This window comes from Consotaella salsifontis (assembly GCF_900167365.1).
Classification (GTDB): domain Bacteria; phylum Pseudomonadota; class Alphaproteobacteria; order Rhizobiales; family Rhizobiaceae; genus Consotaella; species Consotaella salsifontis.
Genome location: NZ_FUXL01000019.1, coordinates 1 through 21,613, shown reverse-complemented (window position 1 = coordinate 21,613; position 21,613 = coordinate 1). Strand labels below are relative to the sequence as shown.

At 65.4% G+C, this 21,613-nt stretch carries 21 protein-coding genes; 10 read left to right on the top strand and 11 right to left on the bottom strand.

The window, feature by feature from the left end; all coding sequences use genetic code 11:
• Nucleotides 1–16: 16 nt before the first annotated feature.
• Together secB and B5D38_RS19350 are read right to left on the bottom strand one after the other, a co-directional pair.
• Nucleotides 17–517 carry a protein-export chaperone SecB gene (gene secB, locus B5D38_RS19355; RefSeq protein ID WP_078710108.1) on the bottom strand — a complete coding sequence of 167 codons (501 nt, stop codon included), beginning with the start codon at nt 515–517 and terminating at the stop codon, nt 17–19.
• A gap of 184 nt (nt 518–701) precedes the next feature.
• Complete coding sequence (locus tag B5D38_RS19350; protein WP_078710107.1) at nt 702–1,247, bottom strand: FxsA family protein; 546 nt, start codon at nt 1,245–1,247, stop codon at nt 702–704.
• Between the two features lie 177 nt (nt 1,248–1,424).
• On the opposite strand from B5D38_RS19350, the gene B5D38_RS19345 reads away from it, so the two are divergent.
• The 4 genes from B5D38_RS19345 to B5D38_RS19330 are packed head-to-tail and all read left to right on the top strand — an operon-like array spanning nt 1,425 to nt 4,238.
• Complete coding sequence (locus B5D38_RS19345; RefSeq protein ID WP_078710106.1) at nt 1,425–2,123, top strand: Tim44/TimA family putative adaptor protein; 699 nt, start codon at nt 1,425–1,427, stop codon at nt 2,121–2,123.
• A gap of 59 nt (nt 2,124–2,182) precedes the next feature.
• The gene (mltA, locus tag B5D38_RS19340) at nt 2,183–3,298 is read left to right on the top strand and encodes a murein transglycosylase A (protein ID WP_078710105.1); all 1,116 of its coding nucleotides are present in this window, start codon (nt 2,183–2,185) and stop codon (nt 3,296–3,298) included.
• Nucleotides 3,295–3,840 carry a Smr/MutS family protein gene (locus B5D38_RS19335; RefSeq protein ID WP_078710104.1) on the top strand — a complete coding sequence of 182 codons (546 nt, stop codon included), beginning with the start codon at nt 3,295–3,297 and terminating at the stop codon, nt 3,838–3,840. The genes mltA and B5D38_RS19335 overlap by 4 nt, the downstream gene beginning before the upstream one ends.
• Complete coding sequence (locus tag B5D38_RS19330) at nt 3,837–4,238, top strand: helix-turn-helix domain-containing protein (protein WP_078710103.1); 402 nt, start codon at nt 3,837–3,839, stop codon at nt 4,236–4,238. Before B5D38_RS19335 ends, B5D38_RS19330 begins: the two co-directional genes overlap by 4 nt.
• Nucleotides 4,239–4,270: 32 nt before the next feature.
• Here B5D38_RS19330 and B5D38_RS19325 read toward each other — a convergent pair whose 3' ends face one another.
• From B5D38_RS19325 to B5D38_RS19315, 3 genes are all read right to left on the bottom strand, one after another.
• Nucleotides 4,271–4,756 (bottom strand): GNAT family N-acetyltransferase, encoded by a 486-nt coding sequence (locus B5D38_RS19325; RefSeq protein ID WP_078710102.1) that lies wholly within the window; start codon nt 4,754–4,756, stop codon nt 4,271–4,273.
• Between the two features lie 195 nt (nt 4,757–4,951).
• Entirely contained in the window at nt 4,952–6,388 is a 1,437-nt protein-coding gene (cls, locus tag B5D38_RS19320; RefSeq protein ID WP_078710101.1) for a cardiolipin synthase, read from the bottom strand.
• 60 nt (nt 6,389–6,448) lie between these two features.
• The gene (locus B5D38_RS19315) at nt 6,449–7,426 is read right to left on the bottom strand and encodes a DUF1402 family protein (RefSeq protein ID WP_078710100.1); all 978 of its coding nucleotides are present in this window, start codon (nt 7,424–7,426) and stop codon (nt 6,449–6,451) included.
• A gap of 157 nt (nt 7,427–7,583) precedes the next feature.
• On the opposite strand from B5D38_RS19315, the gene B5D38_RS19310 reads away from it, so the two are divergent.
• Entirely contained in the window at nt 7,584–8,390 is an 807-nt protein-coding gene (locus B5D38_RS19310; RefSeq protein WP_078710099.1) for a class II glutamine amidotransferase, read from the top strand.
• 21 nt (nt 8,391–8,411) lie between these two features.
• On the opposite strand, the gene B5D38_RS19305 is transcribed toward B5D38_RS19310, so the two are convergent.
• Together B5D38_RS19305 and hslU are read right to left on the bottom strand one after the other, a co-directional pair.
• Nucleotides 8,412–9,623: a PQQ-dependent sugar dehydrogenase gene (locus B5D38_RS19305; protein WP_116002848.1), complete on the bottom strand. Its 1,212-nt coding sequence runs from the start codon at nt 9,621–9,623 to the stop codon at nt 8,412–8,414.
• Nucleotides 9,624–9,787: 164 nt separating this feature from the next.
• The gene (gene hslU, locus B5D38_RS19300) at nt 9,788–11,092 is read right to left on the bottom strand and encodes an ATP-dependent protease ATPase subunit HslU (protein WP_078710097.1); all 1,305 of its coding nucleotides are present in this window, start codon (nt 11,090–11,092) and stop codon (nt 9,788–9,790) included.
• Nucleotides 11,093–11,374: 282 nt separating this feature from the next.
• Between hslU and B5D38_RS19295 the strand changes: the two genes are divergently transcribed.
• Both B5D38_RS19295 and B5D38_RS19290 read left to right on the top strand, forming a co-directional pair.
• Nucleotides 11,375–12,085, top strand: a complete 711-nt coding sequence (locus B5D38_RS19295; protein WP_078710096.1) for a helix-turn-helix transcriptional regulator — start codon at nt 11,375–11,377, stop codon at nt 12,083–12,085.
• Nucleotides 12,086–12,238: 153 nt separating this feature from the next.
• Nucleotides 12,239–14,449 carry a methyl-accepting chemotaxis protein gene (locus tag B5D38_RS19290; protein WP_078710095.1) on the top strand — a complete coding sequence of 737 codons (2,211 nt, stop codon included), beginning with the start codon at nt 12,239–12,241 and terminating at the stop codon, nt 14,447–14,449.
• A gap of 153 nt (nt 14,450–14,602) precedes the next feature.
• Here the strand turns inward: B5D38_RS19290 and B5D38_RS19285 are convergent, their stop codons facing one another.
• Nucleotides 14,603–16,714 carry a putative bifunctional diguanylate cyclase/phosphodiesterase gene (locus B5D38_RS19285; RefSeq protein ID WP_078710094.1) on the bottom strand — a complete coding sequence of 704 codons (2,112 nt, stop codon included), beginning with the start codon at nt 16,712–16,714 and terminating at the stop codon, nt 14,603–14,605.
• 227 nt (nt 16,715–16,941) lie between these two features.
• Here B5D38_RS19285 and B5D38_RS19280 point away from each other — a divergent pair, with 227 nt between their 5' ends.
• On the top strand, nt 16,942–17,985 hold the full coding sequence (locus B5D38_RS19280; protein ID WP_116002846.1) for a class I SAM-dependent methyltransferase: 1,044 nt from the start codon (nt 16,942–16,944) through the stop codon (nt 17,983–17,985).
• Between the two features lie 73 nt (nt 17,986–18,058).
• Here the strand turns inward: B5D38_RS19280 and coaA are convergent, their stop codons facing one another.
• The 3 genes from coaA to hisF all read right to left on the bottom strand — a co-directional run bounded on the left by coaA (nt 18,059) and on the right by hisF (nt 20,271).
• Complete coding sequence (gene coaA / locus B5D38_RS19275; protein ID WP_245319405.1) at nt 18,059–19,015, bottom strand: type I pantothenate kinase; 957 nt, start codon at nt 19,013–19,015, stop codon at nt 18,059–18,061.
• A 101-nt stretch (nt 19,016–19,116) separates the two neighbouring features.
• Nucleotides 19,117–19,452: a phosphoribosyl-ATP diphosphatase gene (locus B5D38_RS19270; protein ID WP_078710091.1), complete on the bottom strand. Its 336-nt coding sequence runs from the start codon at nt 19,450–19,452 to the stop codon at nt 19,117–19,119.
• A gap of 39 nt (nt 19,453–19,491) precedes the next feature.
• Nucleotides 19,492–20,271, bottom strand: coding sequence for an imidazole glycerol phosphate synthase subunit HisF (gene hisF / locus B5D38_RS19265; RefSeq protein WP_078710159.1), 780 nt, complete (start codon nt 20,269–20,271; stop codon nt 19,492–19,494).
• 391 nt (nt 20,272–20,662) lie between these two features.
• Here hisF and B5D38_RS19260 point away from each other — a divergent pair, with 391 nt between their 5' ends.
• Both B5D38_RS19260 and B5D38_RS19255 read left to right on the top strand, forming a co-directional pair.
• The gene (locus B5D38_RS19260) at nt 20,663–21,274 is read left to right on the top strand and encodes a DUF4142 domain-containing protein (protein WP_131829974.1); all 612 of its coding nucleotides are present in this window, start codon (nt 20,663–20,665) and stop codon (nt 21,272–21,274) included.
• A 91-nt stretch (nt 21,275–21,365) separates the two neighbouring features.
• Nucleotides 21,366–21,613 (top strand): helix-turn-helix domain-containing protein (locus tag B5D38_RS19255; RefSeq protein WP_131829973.1); only part of this gene is annotated, 248 nt, incomplete at its 3' end.

The window sequence follows — 21,613 nt, the reverse complement described above, 5'->3', positions numbered from 1 at the left end:
TGGCGACGAAGAAGCCTTAGGCGTTCTGCGTCTGCTGGCGCACGCGCTCCTCGGCGAGGCGCTGGGCGAAGAGCGCCGCGAAATCTATCGGATCGATCATCAGCGGCGGGAAGCCGGCATTGCGCGTGATATCGGCGATGACCTGGCGCGCGAACGGGAAGAGCAGGCGCGGGCACTCGATGAAGAGAACCGGCAGAACATGCTCCTGCGGGAAGTTCTGGAGGCGGAAGATGCCGCCATATTCCAGTTCCACCAGGAAGAACGTGTTATCGCCCTCGCCGGCGCGCGCGTTCAGCGTCAGCTTGACATCGTATTCGCCTTCCGAGCCGGCCACCGGATTGGCGCCGACATTGACGCCGATATTGATGCCGGGGGCGCGAGCCTGCGTGCGCAGAACGCCGGGCGAGTTCGGGCTCTCGAAGGAGAAGTCCTTGATGTACTGGGTCAGAATGTTGAGGCTCGGGGACGGAGCGTTCGGCTGCTGACCGCCATTGGTGGGTTGGCTGGTATCGGACATCGCTTGATCCTGTCTTTTCGATCGCCGCGATTGCGGCGCGAGGCGGATGACGGCGGCGCTCACCCGGCCGGGCGCCGCGATGAACCGATCGAACGCAAGAAGCGGCGAACGCCGTTTGGATGGGCGCGAGGGCTAGCACGGTGGGCCGTCGGAGACAAGGCGGCCCCTCCCTCGCGGCGGGCGCTTAATGGATCGTACGCGGGCCTTGATCGTCCTTGCTGTCGCCGCTCCAGGGGGAGCCGGCGTTGGACGCGCGGGAAAACTCCTCCTGCGAAAGATCGACGACATCCGGGCGCGTGCTTGGATCGGGCGCCTGACCCGGCCGCCCTGCGCCGCGCCCCATGGTGAAGCCGCCGGCCGAGGAGGCCGAGACGACGACGATCTTGTCGCGCAGCCAGCGCCAGAGCCCGTCACGCACCTGCGGCACGAACAGCAGGAAGCCGATCGTGTCGGTGACGAAGCCCGGCGTCAGGAGAAGAATGCCCGCCGCCATGATCATCACGCCATGAATCATGTCGCGACCCGGCAGGCGGCCGGCCCGCGTCTCGGCCTGGATGCGCGCCAGCGTGCCGATCCCCTGATAGCGCAGGAGCGCGGTGCCGATGATGGCGGTGAGAAGAATGAGCCCCAGCGTCGGCACGAGGCCGATGACGTTGCCGACCATGATGAAGACCGAGATCTCCAGGATCGGCACCAGAAGGAGCAGGACCGGAATGAGGGTGAACGGCATCGTCTTTCTTGATCCTTGGCAGGAGGCGCCGGACTCGCGATGGTGCCGGAGCGGGCCGGGTTTCTCGATCCCGAACCCCAACGACTGACATAGGTTCTGTCCGAGATGATTTGAATGCTCCAACCTCGGTGTTTATATGAAATGCCGATACGGTCTGACGTTAGGGATAGGGCGCTGATGAGCTTCGGGACGATCTTCTTTATCGTATTGGGGGCGATCGTCCTCTACCAGCTGCGGTCGGTGCTCGGCCGGCGCACGGGGAGCGAGCGGCCACCATTCGATCCATATTCGCGGCCGGAGACGCCTGCGTCGTCCGGCAATGTCATCACCCTGCCGAACCGGGGCGCCGCGACGGGCGAGGAAATTGAGGCGAAACCCAACTACGAGGCCATCGACAAGGTCGCCCCGCCGACTGAGCCGCTGAACGCGGAACTTCGGCGCATCCGCGATGTCGATGCCGCCTTCGATCCCAAGCAGTTCATCGACGGCGCCAAGATCGCCTATGAGATGATTGTCGCGGCCTTTGCGACGGGCGATCGCAAAACATTGAAGAACCTTCTCTCCGACCAGGTCTATCAGGGCTTCGACGCGGCGATCGCCGAGCGCGAGCGGCGCGGCGAGAAGATGCAATCCTCTTTCGTCGGCATCGAGGACGCCAAGATCGTTTCTGCCGAGCTGAGGGGCCGTGAAGCGCTCGTCACCGTTCGCATCGTCTCCCAGATGATCTCCGCGACGCTGGCCGCCGACGGCCAGGTGATTGAAGGGGACCCCGAGACGGTGGTGGAGATCCGCGACGTGTGGACCTTCGGCCGCGACACGCGCTCGCGCGATCCCAACTGGAAACTGGTCGAGACGGAGACCGAGGACCAGGATTGAGGTAAGGACGATCCGACAGAAATCCGATCGTATCGCTCCTGCCAGAAAGGGCGTCCGTCATGCTTTCGCCCCTTGTTCGGCGCGCCCGCTTCTCCGACCTCGCCGAATGGCCGGCGGCTCCGCTGTCGCCGGCCTTGGCCGCCTTTCGCCGCTCGGCGGAGCGGTTCGTGTCGGGGGAGGTCAGGACCGGGGACCTGGGCTTGACGGCGGAGGCCTTCGTCGCGGCTGCCCATGCCGCCCTTGCCATGCCTTCCGAGCCAAGCGAGCCTGCCGCGCGGGATTTTTTCGAGCGGCATTTCCAGCCTCTCTCTCTTGAAGGCGAAAAGGGCGGGGCCGGATTCCTCACCGGCTATTATGAGCCGGTCGTCGCGGCATCGCTGGTTCGCACCGCGCGCTTCCGCTACCCGCTCTATCGCAGGCCCGACGATCTCGTGCCGGTCGATGACGTGACGCGGCCGCCGGGCCTCGGCGCCGACTTCCGCTTCGCTCGGCGCCGCGAGGACGGAATTCTCGGGGAGTATTTCGACAGGGCGGCCATCGAAGCCGGCGCCCTTTCGGGCCGAGGTCTCGAGATTGCCTGGCTCGAAAACCCCGTCGACGTCTTCTTCATCCATGTCCAGGGCTCGGCGCGTCTCGCGCTTCCCGATGGCCGCATCGCCCGCGTCGGCTATGCCGCCAAGACCGGCCATCCCTTCACCGCCATCGGTCGTCTTCTGGTGGAGGAAGGCGAGCTGACGCTGGCCGAGGCCGACATGGCGGGCATCCGGCGATGGCTCGCAGTTCATCCCGAGCGCGCCAGCGGCCTCATGAACCGCAACCGCTCCTACATCTTCTTCCGTCTCGCGGACCTCTCGGACGGTAAAGACGATGACACCGGCCCGCTCGGCGCCGCCAACGTCCCGCTGACGCGGTACGCCTCGATCGCCGTCGATCGCTCGCTCCATACGTTCGGCGTGCCGATTTTCGTCGACGCTGAGAGCCTCGTCGTGGATGACCGTCCGTTTCGGCGTCTCGCGGTGGCCCAGGACACCGGGTCCGCCATCCTCGGCGCCGCCAGGGCCGATCTCTTTTGCGGCTCGGGAGAGGCGGCGGGCGCGCTCGCCGGCGGCATCCGCCACCCGGCGCGGCTCTTCGCGCTCGTTCCCGACGCGCTGTGGCGGGAGGCCCGCCCGTGAAACGCCGCCGCCGGATTTTGAGCGATGAGGAGGCGCGCCTTTGGGCGGGCGTGGCGCGCACAGCCGTTCCCCTCAAGGGAAAGCACGCTCCTGACCTCCTGGAGGAGGCACTTGTGCCGCCGGAGCGGCCGGAGCCCGGCGGCAGGGCCGGGGCGCTGGCGCCGCCCGCCGCGGCCGGCCCCGTCGCTGCTCCGCAGCGCCGCCTTCCGGCGATCTCCCCCATCGAGCGCGCGGTGCGGCGCAAGCTCTCCAGGGGGCGCCTCGCCATCGAGGCCCGGATCGACCTTCATGACAAGACCCAGGCCGTCGCCCATTACGCGCTTCTCGGCTTTCTTCGGCAGGCGCAGGCCGAGGGTCTGCGTCATGTCCTGGTGATCACCGGGCGCGGCGCCTCCTTCGGCTCGCGGGGCATTCTGCGCCGGGTCGTTCCCCACTGGTTCGCGACGCCCGAGTTTCGCGCGCTCGTCTCCGGGTTCGAGCCAGCCGAGCGCCATCATGGCGGTGAGGGCGCCTTCTATGTCCGCGTGAGGCGACGCCAGTGACCCCCTTTGGCGAAAAGATCAGAGCGCTGCGCCACGAGCGCGGCGTGACGCAAGGCGAGATGGCGGCGGCCCTCGGCGTTTCGAGCGCCTATCTCTCCGCCCTGGAGCACGGCCGGCGCGGCCGGCCCACATGGCCCATGCTCCAGCGTATCATCGGCTATCTCAACGTCATCTGGGACGACGCCGAGGAGCTGCAGCGCCTCGCGGAGATTTCCCATCCGCGCGTTACCGTGGACACGGGCGGCCTTGGCCCCGAGGCGACGCGCCTCGCCAATCGCCTCGCCGAAACGATCGCCATCCTGCCGCCAGAGACGGTGCGCCAGCTTCTAGAAACCCTCGAAACAGCCGCGACCCGCGCCGAGGCGGAAGCCCAGGCCCGCCGTCGGCGTCGTCGCTGAAGCTGCCGGGTCGAGTCATCGGCCCGGCGGATCTACGCCGTCAGGCGCTGGCTGAAGTGGACCGTCGGGCGGTTGTCGACGGAAAAGCCGATGGCCTCATAGAAGGCGTGAGCCGGCGTGTTGTCGGCATGGGAGCCTGTGGTGAAGAAGGCGCAGCCCTGCGCCTGTGCCAACGCCGTTCCGGCCCTAACCAGCTCCTTGCCCACGCCCTTGCCCCGCCACCCGTCGGCCACGAAGAGGTGGTGAAGGTTCATGCCGCGCTCGCCGAAATGCGCGGCATAGGTGGGAAGGAGAATGGCATAGCCGATGAGCGCCCCCGCGGCCTCGGCGACCAGGATGCGAATCCACGGCTCGAAGCCGAAGGCATCGATGAGAAGGGTCTGGGCACTGCCGCGCGCGACGTCGCCGTGTTGAGCGGCGAGGGCACGGATCATCGCGGAAAGCATCGGCCCATCGGCCGGGCTCGCCGGGCGGATGGAGAAGACGCGATCGGGATCGATTTTCAGGGGGGCGTTCATCTTCGGCTCTTTCGGGGCTCGCCGCCGCCGAAGTGCCCTTACGAAAAAGCCGCCTCGACGGCGGCATCGTATCGACAAATGATCGAGGCGACCCGCGCTATGGCAAGTTCGCGTAGTAAAACCAGCAGAGGGTGGGCAGGCGCTTGATCATGGTGAATTCATCGCGCCGCCCATCCTTCCTGTCAAGATGGGAAATCACAGCAGCGGGCTGACGAGACGGGCCATGTGGCTCAGGAGTTGCCTGACGAGGCCCCGCTTCTTCCAGCGCTCGAGATCGAGTTCGCGGCAGCAGGCGAGGGTTCGCTCCTCCACCGCCTTGAGGCGCTCGACCACGGACGGATCGTAGCTGATGAGGCAGACCTCCGAGTTCAGCTCGAAGGAGCGCATGTCAACGTTTGACGAGCCCACGAGCGCGACATGGTCGTCCATGGAGATGTGCTTGGCGTGGAGGAAGCAGTCCCGGGAGAGAAATATCTTCACCCCCGCCTCCATCAGCTCCAGGAAGTAGGAACTCTGGGCGTAATCGACGATCCGGCTGTCGGTGCGCCCGCTGATGATGAGGCGCACCTCAAGGCCCCGCAGCGCGGCGGAACGCAGGGCGAACAGCAGCGATTCGCTCGGCACGAAATAGGGCGTGGCAAGCGTGATCCGCCGGCGCGCCGTTTCCGCGAGATGGGAGAACACCATGTCGATGCGCGCCTTGGGATAATCCGGGCCGCTCGGCACGATCTGCGCCGCGCCCGTTCCTTCCATCGGCTGTCCGCCATCCATCGGAAACAGCGCCTTATCGGCGAGTTCGGTGTCCGTCTCCAGATACCAGTCGCCCACAAAGACGACCTGGAGCTCGGCCACGGCGAGGCCGGTGACGCGGGCCATCAGCTCCTGGTTTGGCAGATCGGCGGTGGCGTCGGGATCGATGATGTTCTGCGAGCCGACCCAGCCGATATGCCCGTCGATCACCGCGAGTTTGCGGTGATTGCGAAGGTCGGCGCGTGTCACGCGGCTAAAAAGGCGGATGGGCAGGACGACATGGAGTTCGACGCCCGTGTCCTCGAGCCGCTCGGCGATGGCGCGCCGCCAGGTGAGGGAGCCGATGGCGTCGATCAGCAGGCGGCATTGGACTCCGCGCTGCTCCGCCCGCACCAGGGCGTCGAGCACCTTGGTTCCGGTGGCGTCCGAGGCGAAGATGTAGAACATCAGGTGGACGTGATGCCGGGCAGCGTCGATATCGGCGACGAGGCGGTCGACCATGCGCTCATAGTCGGGTTCGAGATCGATCCGGCTCGCGCTGACCGCTGGCAGGCGCCCGACGGCCTCGGCGAGTTTGGCGATTGTTACGCCCGGCTCCTCCAGCGTCGTGCCGCGCTGCAACGCCGCTTCGGCCCGCCCCGCGGCCTTGGCGACGATGTGCGGCAGCTGGCGAACGCGCTTGCGCCGCCACCGGGGGTGGCGCGGGCGCCCGATCAGCCAGTAGATCCCCAGCGCTGGCCAGGGCGCGACGAAGAAGAGAAGCAGCCATCCCTTGGCCGCTTCCGGCGAGCGGCGGAACGGCACATAGATCAGCGCGCCGAGCCGGATCGCCCATTGGGAGATGGAAAGCAGCAGGGGTAGGGTGGCGTCGAGGCCGTGCATGGCGATCTCTCGTCTGCGGCGGGTCCGGAAGGCTCTCCGCGAGAGTCTGGCGCTCGCGCGTCAGTTCTCGCCGAAGGCGGCCTTCAAGTCATCCAACCGATCGTTGACCAGCCAGCCATAATAGTTCTCTTGCGGCAAACGCAAAGACTGGCCCCGGGCTCGGCGGCGGGCATTTTCTGCCGCCAGATCCTCCGCGCGGCGGCGCGGGTCGCCGATATTGTAGAGCGTCGCGGTGATGCCGGGATTGCCCGAGATGTCGAAGTCCGCGATGGTCCTATAGTCGTCGATGGCCATCTTGAGGACAGCCGCCACATAGGCCAGCGTCTTGTCGGGGTTCATGATCGCCGCGTAGACCTCCGGCGCGTCATTGGCCGAAAGCTCCGGGTAGCCGGAAACGCGATGCACCTCGTCGGAAGCGGCGAGCGCCGTCAGCGGGTTGAGCTGACCGAGACCGAAAGTCTGCCCCGCATAATAGGGCTGGAAGAACACCGCCCCGAACCGGTTGTCGGGATAGCTGTTGCCGTCCACCGTCTTGCCGCGAAAGTCCGCTTCGTAGACGGCCTCGCGGCAGCTCCAGATCGCCTCGCTGCCGAAAAGCCTGTCGCAACGGGCGAACTGGGGGCGGGAGACAAAGGAGACAACCGACTCGCCCTTATAGGCGAATTCAAGGTTCGAACGCAGATAGGACAGCGCCTTGACGTAGTACGTCTGAAGCTGGTCCATGGCGTCGACATTGTAGGTGTGCTCGCCGACCAGCGCCCCCACGATGTGCATCGGGTCGATGTGGTAATCGTTGGCGGCCTTCCTGATCTTGGCCCTGAGCTCGCTGTCGTTCGCCAGGAGGTCGCGGATTTTCCGATACTTGCCTTCGAAGGTCGAGCGCAGCTGCCGCGTCCGCCGATAGGAGGCGGACGGGATGTCCGGCTGGGTCGCGTTGCGGTTGCCGCTAGGCACTTTGACGACGGCGGCCGAGGCCGGCTCCAGAAGTGTCGCCAACAGGATGAAGAGCGATGCGAGGCCGGGGATGAGGCGGCTCATGGGCGCTCCTTGGTCGGGGCCGTCGAGGGAGAAAGGCTGCTCGATAGCCGCCGATCCAACTCTTGTCGAGAGCGCGGGGACATTTTGACCGCCGCTGTGGCCGCTCCGGCGCGCCCGCTTAACCCTTCGTTAACCATGGGCGGGAGAGTCTTGGACCATGTGCCGTTTCCTTGCCTACTGCGGATCACCGATCCTCATCGATACGCTTCTGGTCGCCCCGCGCTCGTCACTGATCGCGCAGGCGCGGGCCGCGCGTGAGGCGCCGACGCCCGTCAACGGCGATGGCTGCGGCATCGGCTGGTACGGCGAACGCCCGGAGCCGGGGCTCTACCGCAATGTCCTGCCGGCCTGGGGCGACGCGAACCTCGCCTCGCTCTGTCATCAGGTGCGCTCGCGCCTGTTCTTCGCCCATGTGCGCGCCGCGACGAGCGGCGAGGTGGCCGGCGTCAACTGCCATCCCTTCGCCAGCGGCCATCACCTTTTCATGCACAACGGCCAGATCGGCGGCTACCAGCTGCTGCGCCGCCGCATCGATGCGCTGATTCCCGACGCGCTCTATCCAGAGCGCAAGGGCACGACGGACAGCGAGGCGATCTTTCTGGCCGCACTGGGGCAGGGCTTACGAGAGGACGCGCCCGCCGCGATGGAGCGCACGCTCGGCGCGATCTGGGGCGAAATGGCGAGGATGGGCGCGACCGAGCCGCTGCGCTTCGCCGCCGCCCATTCGGACGGAAAGCGGCTCTTCGCCTATCGCTGGGCCAGCGACGGCCATCCGCCCTCGCTGTACTGGCGCGTCATCGACGAAGGCTTCGTGGTCGCTTCCGAGCCCTGCGGCGAGATGCTCGAGGCCTGGAACATGGTGCCGAGCGGCACGGTGCTCACCATCGAGGCCTCGGGCGCCGCCCGCCTCGCGCCCTTCACGGTGGAGCGGCCAGCGGCCAAGGCCGGTCAGGCTGCCGCCTGACCGCTTGGGTCGTCATTGTCCTCAGCCGCGCGTCAGCTTGAGGATCGAGGATGAGCCGCCGCGCGTCTCCGTGACGGCATAGACGGCACCATCCGGGCCGACCTTCACGTCGCGGATGCGCGCCTTCAGCGGGATGCGCTGCTCGCTCGCCACGCGGCCCTCGCCGTTCAGCGTCAAGGCGACGACGCCCTGGCTGACGAGGCCGCCGATCAGGATCGTCTTGCCGTTCCACGCGGGAAACTCGTCGCCCTGGTAGAAGGCCATGCCGGACGGCCCGATGACCGGGTCCCAATAGTAGACCGGCTGCTCCATCCCGTCCTTCTTGGTGATGCCCTTGCCGATGGGCTTGCCGTTGTAATCCTCGCCGTAGGTGATGATGGGCCAGCCATAGTTCTTGCCGGCTCCGGGATGGTTGAGCTCATCGCCGCCCTTCGGGCCGTGCTCGACGGTCCACAGCTTGCCGTCGGGTCCGAGCGCCGCGGCCTGAAGATTGCGATGACCGTAGGACCAGATTTGCGGCACGGCGTCCTCGCGATCGAGGAAGGGATTGTTCTTGGCCGGGCTGCCGTCCGTGTTCATGTGGAAGACCTTGCCGAGACCGGTCGAGATGTCCTGCGCCTTGTCGCGGATCGGGGTGTCGGAGCGCTCGCCGACGGTGGCGAAAAGCGTTCCGTCCTCGGCGAAGACCAGCCGTGAGCCGAAGTGCTTGTTGCCGTCATAGGTCGGCATCTGGCGGAAGATCACCTGAACGTCCTCGAGCCGCGGCGTGTCGCCGAGCGACAGGCGCGCCCGGCCGACGCTGGTGCCGTTGCCGCCGTCCCTCGGCTCGGAGAACGAGAAGAAGACGAGATTGTCCTGGCTGAAATTCGGGCTCAGCGCCACGTCGAGAAGGCCGCCCTGGCCGGCATCGGCCACCTTCGGAACACCCTCGATCGCAGCGCTCTTGGTGCCGTCCTTCGAGACGACATACATCTCGCCCTTCTTGGCCGTGACGAGCATGCGCCCGTCGGGCAGGAACTCCATCGCCCAAAGATGGGGCAGGTCCTTGGCCACCGTCTCGACGTCCACCTTCACCGGATCGTCGGGAAGGGGCGCCCGCGTCTGTGCCGGGAAGGCTGGTGTTTGGCCGGGGGCATTGGGCGGTTGGGTTTCCGCCGTCTTCTGTTGCGCCGGCGCGGCGGAGGCGAAGGCCAGAAGCGAGCCAGCCGCGATGAGGCTGAGGGTAAGACGCATCGTTGATCCTTCCATTGGAGGGCACCCTTTGGAAAAGAGCGCGATGCGCCTGACCTAAGACCGCGAAGGGGCGGAACAACCGCCGCCGGCTGTCCCGCCCCCTAAAGCTTTCGTGTGCTTCACCCGTCCCTGGTCACGCCATCGTGAACAAAGACAACAACCCGTCAGAGAATGTAGCGGGACAGGTCGGTGTTGCCGGCGACGCCGTCGAGGGCCTTGTGGACATAGGCCGCGTCGACCGTGAAGCTCTGACCGGAGCGATCCGGCGCCTCGAACGAGATTTCGTCGAGGACGCGCTCCATCACCGTCTGGAGCCGCCGCGCGCCGATGTTCTCGATCGATGCGTTGAGGTTTACCGCGGTGTCGGCGATGGCGTCGATCGCATCCTCGGTGATTTCCAGCGTCACGTTCTCCGTCGCCATCAGGGCGATGTACTGCTTGATGAGGCTGGCCTCGGTCTCGGTAAGAATGCGGCGGAAGTCGTCCTTGTTAAGCGCCCGAAGCTCGACGCGGATCGGCAACCGTCCCTGAAGCTCGGGAAGGAGGTCCGAGGGTTTCGACACGTGGAAGGCGCCCGAGGCGATGAACAGAATGTGATCGGTCTTCACCGGACCATACTTGGTGGCGACCGTGGTTCCCTCGACCAGCGGCAGCAGGTCGCGTTGCACGCCTTCACGTGAAACACCGGCGCCGTAGCCGTCCTTGGCGGCCACCTTGTCGATCTCGTCCAGAAAGACGATGCCGTTGTTCTCGGCCGCGTGGATCGCCTCCTGAACGACCTGCTCCTGGTCGAGCAGCTTGTCCGACTCTTCCGCGATCAACAGGGAGTAACTGTCGCGAACCGTGGTGTGGCGCTGCTTGGTGCGTCCGCCCATGGCCTTGCCGAACATCTCCGAAAGGTTGAGGACGCCGATATTGGCGCCGGGCATTCCCGGAATTTCCATGCCGCCCATCGGGTTGGACGTGTCGGCCAGCTCGATGTCGATCTCCTTCTCGTCGAGTTCGCCCGAGCGAAGCTTCTGGCGGAAGCTGTCGCGGGTTGCCGGCGAGGCGGTCTTACCCACCAAGGCATCGAGCACTCGCTCCTCGGCGCCGCGATGGGCCTTGGCCTTGACCTCCTCGCGCTTCTTCTCGCGCACGAGCCCTATGCCCGCCTCGACGAGGTCGCGGATGATCTGTTCGACGTCGCGCCCGACATAGCCGACCTCGGTGAATTTGGTTGCCTCGACCTTGATGAAGGGAGCGCCCGCCAGCTTGGCCAGGCGGCGCGAAATCTCCGTTTTGCCGACGCCCGTCGGTCCGATCATCAGGATGTTCTTGGGCATCACCTCCTCGCGCAGCGAGCCCTCCAGCTGCTGGCGGCGCCAGCGGTTGCGCAGCGCTACCGCGACGGCGCGCTTGGCGTCCTTCTGCCCGATGATGTGGCGGTCGAGCTCGGAAACGATTTCGCGTGGAGAAAAATCGGTCATCAGTCTTCTTGATCCCTGGACCCGGCCCTTCGAAGGCGCCGGTCGGTTGCGGCCATTGAGTGGCCCTGCAGGGACCTAGATGGGGGCCATGGGACGCGAGCGCCAGTGCCAGGGCGCGGCCCTTCAAGGACGGCAATGCCTTTACGAGCGGCGCCCTTGCCTGCCATGCTGGCCCGACCGATTCGGGCACATCCGCCGGAAGGGGAACGACAATGGAAATCGCGAGCATTCCGACCGAGGAGGCGGTGTTCCGTCGCTCGCCAGCGAGGGGCTGCTGAAAGGATGTCCGCGACCCACCCGGTCTTCACTGCGTTGCCGATGCCCTGGCAGGAAGAATCCTTGGCCGAGGGGCTAGATCAGATCTGCGGCCATTACGGTTTTTCCCATTATGCCGTCGTTACCATCCCCGCTGCCGAGGAAGGCAAGGTGGAGATGAAGCTGCTTCTGTCCAACTGGACGCCGCGCTTCCGTCGGGCTTTCGAGCGGCTGGGCCTTGCGCGCTTCACGCCGGTGGTGCGCTCGCTTCTTTCCGATCCTCAACCGCTCGCCTGGGACGTCGAGTTTCTCTATGGGGCTCTTCCGGGAGAGGTAAGCCCGGCCGCCGACCTCTTCGTCAAGGAAGGCGTCGCGGGCGGCGTCTACGTTCCGGTCTACGGCTTTGGCGCCATGGAGGGCGCCCTCAGTTTTTTCGGTCCCCGGGCCGACCTCTCCGACCGCGAACTCGGCGAGTTGCAGATCATCGCCTTCACCGTCATCGGGATTTTCGCCGCGATTCGCTTCGAGGAGAATCGGCGCAACAATCCTCTCACCGTGCGTGAAAGGGAGTGCCTTCGCCTTGCAATGCTCGGCAAGACCTCCTCCGAGATCGGGCGCATGCTGGCCATCTCGGAACACACGGTTTCGCAGCACATGAACGCTTCGGTGCGCAAGCTCAATTGCGCCAACCGGACCCAGGCGGTGGCCATGGCGGCGCAGCTCGGATACCTCAGCTGAGCGAAATTAGCGAAAAAACAACCCTGCGGCGATTTGTCCGGGACGGCAAACGAGCTAATCCATTGAAATTCCTAGAAGCTGATTTTGCGCGCTAGGAATGGATTCAGAGTTGAGTGCTTCTCTCACCAACACGAATGATCTGGTGAGCTGAAAATGAAACTTTCGAGAAGAATCACCTTCCTGATGGCCTTGCCCATCCTGGCGATCTGCTCCCTTGTGGGATGGATCGTCGCCGAGAGCTGGGCCACGTCGGGCCGCATGGCGGACCTGAGCAACGACCAGGTCATCCTGGCCAAGTTGATCGACATGACCACGGCGCTGCAGCAGGAACGAGCCCACTCGCTCCGATTCCTCAACACCGGCGGACGTTCTTTCGGAACCGAGATGAACGACGATCGTGCGGTCACCGACGCGGCGGTCGCCGCCTTCTGGCAGACGGAGACGCCGGCCTCGGTCTTTTTCGGCGACGGCGAGATGGGCCAGCAGATCGACGCCATGCGATCCTCGCTCACCACCCTGGAGAAGCTCCGCGGCGCGGTGACGGAGCGCTCGCTTCTGCCCGACGCGACGATGAAGGAATACGGCAAGATCATCGACGGGCCGGTGGACGCCATCTCGCGGCTGGGTGAGCGGATCGAGCAGCCCAACGTTCGCGCCACGGTTGCCGCTCTCGGCCATCTGGTGGCGGCCATCGAAGACGCGGCCGAGGTCCGATCGATTGGCTCGGCCGCGATCACCCGGCGCAAGCTCTATGCGAAGGATGTCGAGGCGATCGCCGAATTCAAGGGTGGCGAGGCGCTGCGCTTCAAGCTGTTCCTGGAAAATGCCGCCGGCGACTTGGCGGCAGGGCTCGAGGACATCCTGAAGAGCAAGGCGGTGGACGGCTCCGAACAGTTCTATCGCCGCCTGACCGCGCTGCCCGCCGGCCTCGACCTCAATCTCGTCGAGACCGACTGGTTCGACAGCATGTCCGCGCGGATCGGCGCCATGGCGGACTTCGCCAAGCGCATCGTCACCGAAGATATGACCAATGAGGTCGGCGCGAGCCGCGCCGAGGCGCTGCGCTCGCTTCAAATCTCGCTGCTATTCGGCTTCGTGCTGATCGGAACGCTGCTGACGCTCGCATTTCTGACGGCGCGCTCGATCATCCGCCCGCTCTCCGCCATCACCGGCGCGACGTCCCGTCTTGCCGAGGGCGACGTCTCCGTCGAGGTACCGGGCCTCTCGCGGCGCGACGAGATCGGCGACATCGCCCGTGCCATCGGCGTCTTCAAGACCGCCACCGTCGAACGGGCGGACCTCATGGTCGAGGCGGAGGCGACCCGTCAGCGCCAGAGCGAGGAGCGCGCCCGCCAGGAGGAGGCCGAGCACCTGCAGGCAGAGGAGATGCGCGCCTTCATCACCATGGTGGAGACGAGCTTCGAGCGGTTGTCGCAGGGCGACCTCACCGTGCGCATGGAGGGTCCGCTGGCGCCCCAGTTCGAGCCGGTCCGCAGAAAGTTCGATCAGAGCGTCAGCGCTCTGGAGGGGGCGGTCGCCTCGGCGGTCTCGGCGGTTTCCTCGATCGAGGGCGGCCTTTCCGAGATCGCGGCGGCTTCCGGAGACCTTGCGATGCGCACGGAGCGTCAGGCCTCGCGTTTGGAGGAAACCGTCGCGGCGCTCGCCCAGGTTCGCGACGCCATGAACAGCACGGCGGCCAATTCCCATGATGCCCAGGAGATCGCTGCCTTGGCGCGCGGCAAGGCGGAAAGCGGCGGCGAGGTGGTCTCTCGCGCCATCCAGGCGATCAACCGCATCGAGGGCTCGTCGAACGAGATCCAGATGATCATCTCCGTCATCGACGAAATCGCCTTCCAGACCAACCTCCTCGCGCTGAACGCCGGCGTCGAGGCGGCGCGTGCGGGCGAAGCCGGCAAGGGCTTCGCGGTGGTCGCGCAGGAGGTGCGAGGCCTTGCCCAACGCTCGACGGAGGCGGCACGGGAGATCAAGACGCTCATCTCCACCTCGAGCGAGGAGGTGAAGGCGGGCGTTGCGCTGGTCACCCGCTCCGGTCAATCACTCGAGGAAATCCTGGAAGCGGTCGCCAGCATGACGACAACGATCGCCGCCATCGCCTCGCGGGCGCGCGAGCAGGCAGCGAACCTCAACGAAATCTCGGCGGCCGCCGACGAGATGGACCAGGTGACGCAGCAGAACGCCGCCATGGTCGAGGAGGCGACGGCGGCGGCGCGTTCGCTCTCGGACGAGACGCAGGAACTCGCCGCCAGCATGGCGCGCTTCAGGACGGGAACCACCAGCGCCGAGGTAATCACGCCGGCGGCATTCGAGGAGCGTCCGAGGCGCGCGGCCGGCGCTCGCCGCTGAGTTCACGGCGGAATGCGATTCGTCGCATTTCGCCTTGCGCTCCGTCGGTACGGCGCTTCGCGACGATCTCGCGGTTTTTCAGCATTGTATGACAAGGTGGCCGGTGGCGGGTGATCCCCGCGCCGGCCCCTGCTTTTCAAGGGTGCCAGCCGGTCAAGCTGGCGGCATTCCGTATCGGAAGTTGACGCGCACGGCGCCCTTGACGGTCGCCTTGCGGTGCCGTTTGGCGGGGACGGGCCGGCCCACGTAGAAGCCTTGGACCTGGTCGACCCGGTAACGCCGCATCAGGTCCATCTGCCATTCGGTCTCCACACCCTCCACGATCATCGTGTGGCCGCGATTGCGGATCAGGGCGATGATGTCCTTCAGCATGTCGGCGCCCTCGGCGAGAACGCTGTCATGAAGGAACGAACGGTCGATCTTGACCATGTCGAACTTGACCAGCCGCAGCCACGAGAGACCGGCAAAGCCGGTGCCGAAATCATCGAGCCAGATGCGGATGCCGAGTTGCTGGAGCTCGTTGATGCACTTGAGCACCTCGTCGTGGTCCTCGATGTCGAGCCCCTCGGTGATCTCGAAGGCGATGCGGTTGGCGGCGACGCCCAACTCGCCGAGGATTTTCGCGACCGACATGGAAAAGCCCGGCGCCTGCAGCTGGATCGCCGAGATGTTGATGCTGACGACAGGCATCTTCTGGCCGATCAACGCCTCCTGGCAGGCGGTGCGGATCGCCCAGCGCCCGAGCTCGTGGATCGCCCCGGAGCTCTCGGCAACCGGAATGAACAAGGCCGGCGAAATCAGCGTGCCATCGGGCATCTTGAGACGCATCAGCGCCTCGACGGCCTCGATCTTGCCTGTGGCCAGACTCTTGATGGGCTGGTAGACCATCGAGACCTGGTCCCGCTCGATCGCGACCCGCAGGATGGCGGCGATGTTCTCCGCCTCGTCGCCGATATGGGGCGCGGACGGGTCGAAGAGCTGGACGCAGTTCCGGCCCCGTGCCTTAGCGTTGTAGAGCGCGCGGTCTGCTTCGCTAATGAGCCTTTCAAGCTTGGCCGTGCGGCTTTCCACGGTCGCGGCCGCGCCGACGCTGACGGTGACGGTCGTTTCACCGTCGCGGCGGTAGTCGTGGGGAATCCTGAGATCGGCCACGGCCGAGCGGATCGATTCGGCCAGTTCCCGAAGCTTCTCGTGATCCCCGATCTGCACGAGCACGATGAATTCCTCGCCGCCGTAGCGCCCGACGACGGCGTCGTGGGGCGCCGCCAGACGCGCCAGCGTGTTGGCGACCGCAACCAGCGTGCAGTCGCCTTCCTGGTGGCCGTAATGGTCGTTGAAGCGCTTGAAGAAGTCGATGTCGGTGAGAATCGCGGCGAACGGCTTTCCGTCAAGCTGCCACTCGCGCCACAGCCTGCGCATGGTTTCGTCGATCGAGCGTCGGTTGGCGACTTCGGTCAGGGAGTCGGTATTGGAGAGCTTGAGGAGAGCCTCGCTCTGCTCGGCCATCTCGCGTTGCTGGATGCGCGAGAGGAGAGCGTTCAGAAAGGCGGCGTAGCGCTCGACGCTGAGCTTCCAGTTGACGCAGAGATGAAAGGCGAAACACGAGACGTAGAACACGCCGAAGGCGATCTCGTAGGACAGGGAAGCCGGCTCGGACCGCATCATCGCCGCAAAGAAGCCACCCATCACGACGAGCGAGGAGACGATGGACAGAAACGCGGAAAAATTGAACAGGAGATTGGCGACCATCATGAAGATGGTGCCGAAGACCATGTAGTAGGACAGGCTCTGGGTGAAGGCCGTGTCACTGGCGAGCACCAGCCATACGAGATACCCCGCGACGATCAGCGTGGCGCAAGCCGTGTCGATGATATTGGCGGATGCGTCCCTCGTCACCAGGATCTCCACCAGGATGAGCGCGAGGGCACTGAGAGCACATCTTGCGCTGGTCAGGACAAGGGCGACGTCGGGGATGAGGAAGTAATCCGTGCAGGCGAAGGCAATATAGAGCGTGACGGTGAGCCACATCGTCATCCGCGTCTCTTTCTTGCGCGGCTGCTCCCGTTCGGCCTGATAGAGCGCCTGAAGCTCTAGCGCACGGCGCTTCAATGGCGGTTTGGCGAGCTCGGCGACCACCAGCTCGCGCAGTTCCGGCGCGGGTTGCGGCGCTGAAGGGCGGGTCTCTGTGGCACGCAGCAGCCGCAGGGCCTCGGACGAGGTCGAGGCTTGACGAAGCGTGGCCTGGGAAGGGTCGATCCGCGTCATTCGAAGGTCTCGATCCAATCCGCCTCTCGATCCGGTGCGGCCACGAGGGCCGACCCGAGATGGGTCGGCCAGGCGATGGACACCCGGCCAACAGATAAGCCCCCATGATGAGGGCGCCAGGTTGTATCGACGTTAACCTTGTGGCGAAAATTTGAATCAAATTTGTTTAATAAGGCCCGCTTGTTGATATGGTTAGCCAATACCTAACGCAACCATAGGGGCGAATATTGAGCCGGGTACGAGTTGTATTCGATGGCGAAAGCCTGATCACACCCGACATGGTCGCGGCGACTGTCGCCGCGCCCGCGACGCCGCAGGCAGACGAAGAATTTCGCGCCGCCGAGGTTCAGCTCGCGCTGACCATGGCCATTACCCAGCAGCGCTTCGAGGCAGGCTCGTCTCCCGCCGAGGTTGCGTCGTTTCTGGTGGAAGAGATGCGCAAGATGCGCGCTTCGCTCGACCCCGGCGTGTGGCAGAAGCTGCTGCCGATCGCCCAGGCTCATCCGATCAATCGCTATCTTCTCCAGGACCCGTTCACCCGCTGGTCGGTGGAAAAGCCTCGCGGCTACTCCGGCGACGCCCAGCTTCTGGACTTCGTCTACGAGCATCCGAGCGTGGCCGACGCGGTTGCCGAGACGACAGAGCTCGGGCGCGGCATCTACAGCTTCACCCATAACGCGCCGACGGCGGCCGCCGCGCGGGAACGCCTGGAAATCCTCGGACGGCAGGTCGACACGATGGCCGAGGAGCGCGGCGGCAACCTGGAGGTGCTGACCATCGCGTCGGGCCATCTGCGCGAGGGACTGAAGTCGACGGCGCTGAAGGAGGGGCGGCTGAAGCGCTGGGTGGCGCTCGACCAGGACCCGATCTCCATCGGCTCGATCAATCGCGACTTCGCCGGAACGGCGGTCGAGGCCATCGACGGCTCGGTCAAGGGGGTGCTCGCCGGTTCCTACGCGCTCGGCACGTTCGATCTGGTCTATGCGGCGGGGCTGTACGACTATCTTCCCCGCGCCGTGGCGATCCGTCTCACGCGCGCTTGCCTTAAATATCTGAAGCCCGGCGGCGTCTTCCTCTTCGCCAATTACCACCGCGATCTCCCGGACGAGGGCTATATGGAGGCGTTCATGAACTGGGCGCTGGTCCTGCGCACGGAGGAGGAGATGTGGGAGATCGTTAACCGCAGCGTCGACCGCAACGAGGCGGACGCCAACGTCTTCTATGGCGAGAACCGCGCCATCCTCTACGGCACGATCGCCCGCAAGGACTAAGGCTGCTCTCGCAGTGCCCCTGCCTTTGGCCGCCAGCATGGAGCGCGGCCAAAGGCCTGAGCCCGTCAGGCTACTAGATCTTGCGCAGCGCGACCTGCTCGATCCGGTGGCTCGGCCCCTTGCGAAGGATCAGGTCGGCGCGTGGCCGGGTGGGCAGGATGTTCTCGAAGAGATTGCGGGCGTTGATGTCGTTCCAGAGCGACTCGGCCAGACTCACAGCCTCCTCCTCGCTCACCTTGGAATAGCGGTGGAAGAAAGACGCCTCGTCCATGAAGGCGGTCTTTCTGAGCCGCATGAAGCGCTCGACATACCAGCGGTGAATGTCCGTCGTCTCGGCGTCGATGTAGATCGAGTAGTCGAAAAAGTCCGAGACGAAGGGCACAACCTTGCCGTCCTTCGGCATCTCGCGCACCTGAAGGACGTTGAGGCCCTCGAAAATCAGGATGTCGGGGCGGTCGACGACGACGGTCTCGCCCGGCATGACGTCATAGAAGAAGTGGGAATAGACCGGGGCCTCGACACGCGCCACTCCCGCCTTGATGTCGGACAGAAAGCGCAGCATGGCCGGCATGTCGTAGCTTTCCGGAAAGCCTTTGCGCTTCATCAGGCCTTCGGCCTCGAGGACCTCGTTGGGATGGAGAAAGCCGTCGGTGGTGACGAGATCCACCTTCGGCGAGTGCGGCCAGCGCTGCAACAACTCCTTGAGCACGCGCGCGGTGGTGGATTTGCCCACCGCCACCGACCCAGCGATGCCGATGATGAACGGCACCTTCACCGTCTGCGCTTCGCCGAGGAACGCTTGGCGTTGCGAAAACAGCGCCTGGCTCGCCTCCACATGGGCGTAGAGCAGCCGCGAGACGGCGAGGTAGATGCGCGCGACCTCGTCGAGATCGATGGGATCGTTGAGCGAACGCAGCCGCACCACTTCCTCCGCGGTGAGGGTCAGCGGCGCGCCATCGCGGAAATGCGACCACTCCTCGGCGGTGAAGAAGCGATAGGGCGAGAGAGTGGTTGGGGTCAGCTGATCCATGACGCTGAGACGCTCTGCGTTTCGACTGGAGCGGCCCGCCGCGCCAATCCTCGGTTCCTCGCCGGTCGCTTCGCGAATGGCATTTCCACGACGCTTTGCGATCATGACGGACGTTCGGAGGAGCCGCGAGAAGCCTTTTCCTCAAGGCCCGTCTGCGCCGTGCGCCGCTCCAATTCCTCCATCACGTCCGACAGCGACACGCCTTTCAGACGAAGCACCACCAGAAGATGGTAGAAGAGATCGGCGGTTTCACCGGTCAGCGCGCGGCGATCCTCGCCCAGGGCGGCAATCACCGTTTCGACGGCTTCCTCTCCCAGTTTCTTGGCCGCCCGTTCGATGCCGTCCCGCGAGAGTCGGGCCGTATAGGATTTGGGGTCATCCGAGGTCGCCCGCGCGGCGACGATGGATTCGAGCTGGGAAAGGGTGAACTCCGACATGAGCCCTCCTTGAATCGAGAGTTGGCGCGAGAAGGGGCGTCAGGCGGCGTCCTGCCGCACGGCGATGCCCGCCGCGGCCATATGGCGTTTGGCCTCGGCCACCGTGAAGGTGCCGAAGTGGAAGATCGAAGCGGCAAGCACGGCCGCCGCATGGCCGTCGCGAATGCCCTCGACGAGATGGTCCAGCGTGCCGACGCCGCCCGAGGCGATCACCGGCACATGCACGGCGTCGGCGATGGCGCGGGTGAGCGCGAGATCAAAGCCCGACTTGGTGCCGTCGCGGTCCATCGAGGTGAGGAGAATTTCGCCCGCGCCCAGCGAGACGACACGGATCGCGAATTCCACGGCGTCGATCCCCGTTGGCGTTCGTCCGCCATGGGTGAAGATCTCCCAGCGTGGGCTCGGGTCGTGGGCCACCTGCTTGGCGTCGATGGCGACGACGACGCACTGGTCGCCGAATTTGTCGGCCGCCTCGGCCACAAATTCCGGCCGGCGGACGGCCGCCGTGTTGATCGAAACCTTGTCAGCGCCCGCCAGGAGAAGCTTGCGCACGTCGGCGATCTCGCGCACGCCGCCGCCCACCGTCAGCGGCATGAAGCAGTGCGCCGCCGTGCGCGCCACGACGTCGAAAATCGTCTCACGGTTGTCGGAAGAGGCGGTGATATCAAGGAAGCAGAGCTCGTCGGCGCCCGCCGCGTCATAGGCTTTGGCCGCCTCCACCGGGTCGCCCGCATCGATCAGATCGACGAAATTGACACCCTTGACGACACGGCCGTCCTTGACGTCGAGGCAGGGAATGACGCGGGCTTTCAAGCTCATCGCGGACTTGCCTTCCATTCGCTCTCAGCGCCCGGCGAGAGACCCTTGACCACGCGGGGTCGTCTCGGTCCGATCAGGGAAGCGATCCCGCGAGGAGAGCTTCGATGGTCGGTCGCCGACCTTATGCAATAGGGAGCCGCGTTTTCGCAAGCGCCTTGGAGCATCGCCGCATTGATCGGAAAGCACATCACCAAACGACGGTTGGGCGAAGCCGCCTAATCCCTCCGCTACGATCGGTCGCGGCGGCCGTGCGCGCCCAACGAGCTGATCCGGCCCGGCGGTACGGCAGCCTAAATCATTGGCCGGGAACTGGAATCGGAACAGTCGGCGAAGGCGTCCGTTGCTTCTCCGACTGGCGGCTTGGCCGCCGATAACCAATCAGGAGTTGCTCATGAAACGCGAACTCGCCATTGCGACGCTCGCCCTTTCCCTGACCTCGTCCATGGCCCTGGCGCAAACCTCGTCCGGCACCAACGCTCAGACGGCGCCGACGACGCAGACGCAGATGCCCAGTGACACCGCGAAATCGGCCGCGTCCGGCGCGAGCACAGCGGCGCCCATGGCGAACCCCACGACGGCCGCGACCTTCGTTCCCATGGCGGCGCAGTCGAACATGATGGAGATCGAGGCGGCCCAGCTCGCGCTGAAGACGACAAAGAGCGACGACGTTCGCGATTTCGCCCAGCGCATGGTCGATGACCACACCACGGCCGGCAAGAACCTGAAGGCGGCGGTCAAGGATGCGGGATCGGACATCAGCGTGCCGAAGGAACTCGACAGTGAGCACCAGCAGAAGCTCGATATGTTGAAGAACGCCTCGGGCGACGACTTCGACAAGGCCTACATCCAAATGAATGTTCAGGCGCACCAGCAGGCGGTCGATCTGTTCCAGAACTACTCGCAGAACGGCGAGCAGGGGCCTGTCCGCTCCTTCGCCTCGAAGACGCTCCCGACGCTTCAGGAGCATCTCCAGATGGTCCAGAAGATGGACAAGTCGTCCTAGAGCGGGATGAAGTTCGGCAGAATCGGAAGAGGATTCCATCGGAGGCGCCAATCTGATTCAACATGCTGGCTGGAGACGGAGGCCAGCATGGATGGGTCGACCTTATTCGATGGATCTGCGCGAGCGGGTGGTTGCGGCGGTGCTTGAGGGCGGGCTGTCGCGCCATCAGGCGGCGGAGCGCTTCGGGGTTGCGGTGAGCACGGCGGTCAAATGGCTGCAGCGCCACCATGAGACGGGCAGTGTGGCGCCCGGCCAGATGGGTGGGCACAAGCCGAAGAAGATCGCCGGCGCGCATGCCGAGTGGCTGCGCCGGCGCTGCACGGAGAAGCCCTTCACGCT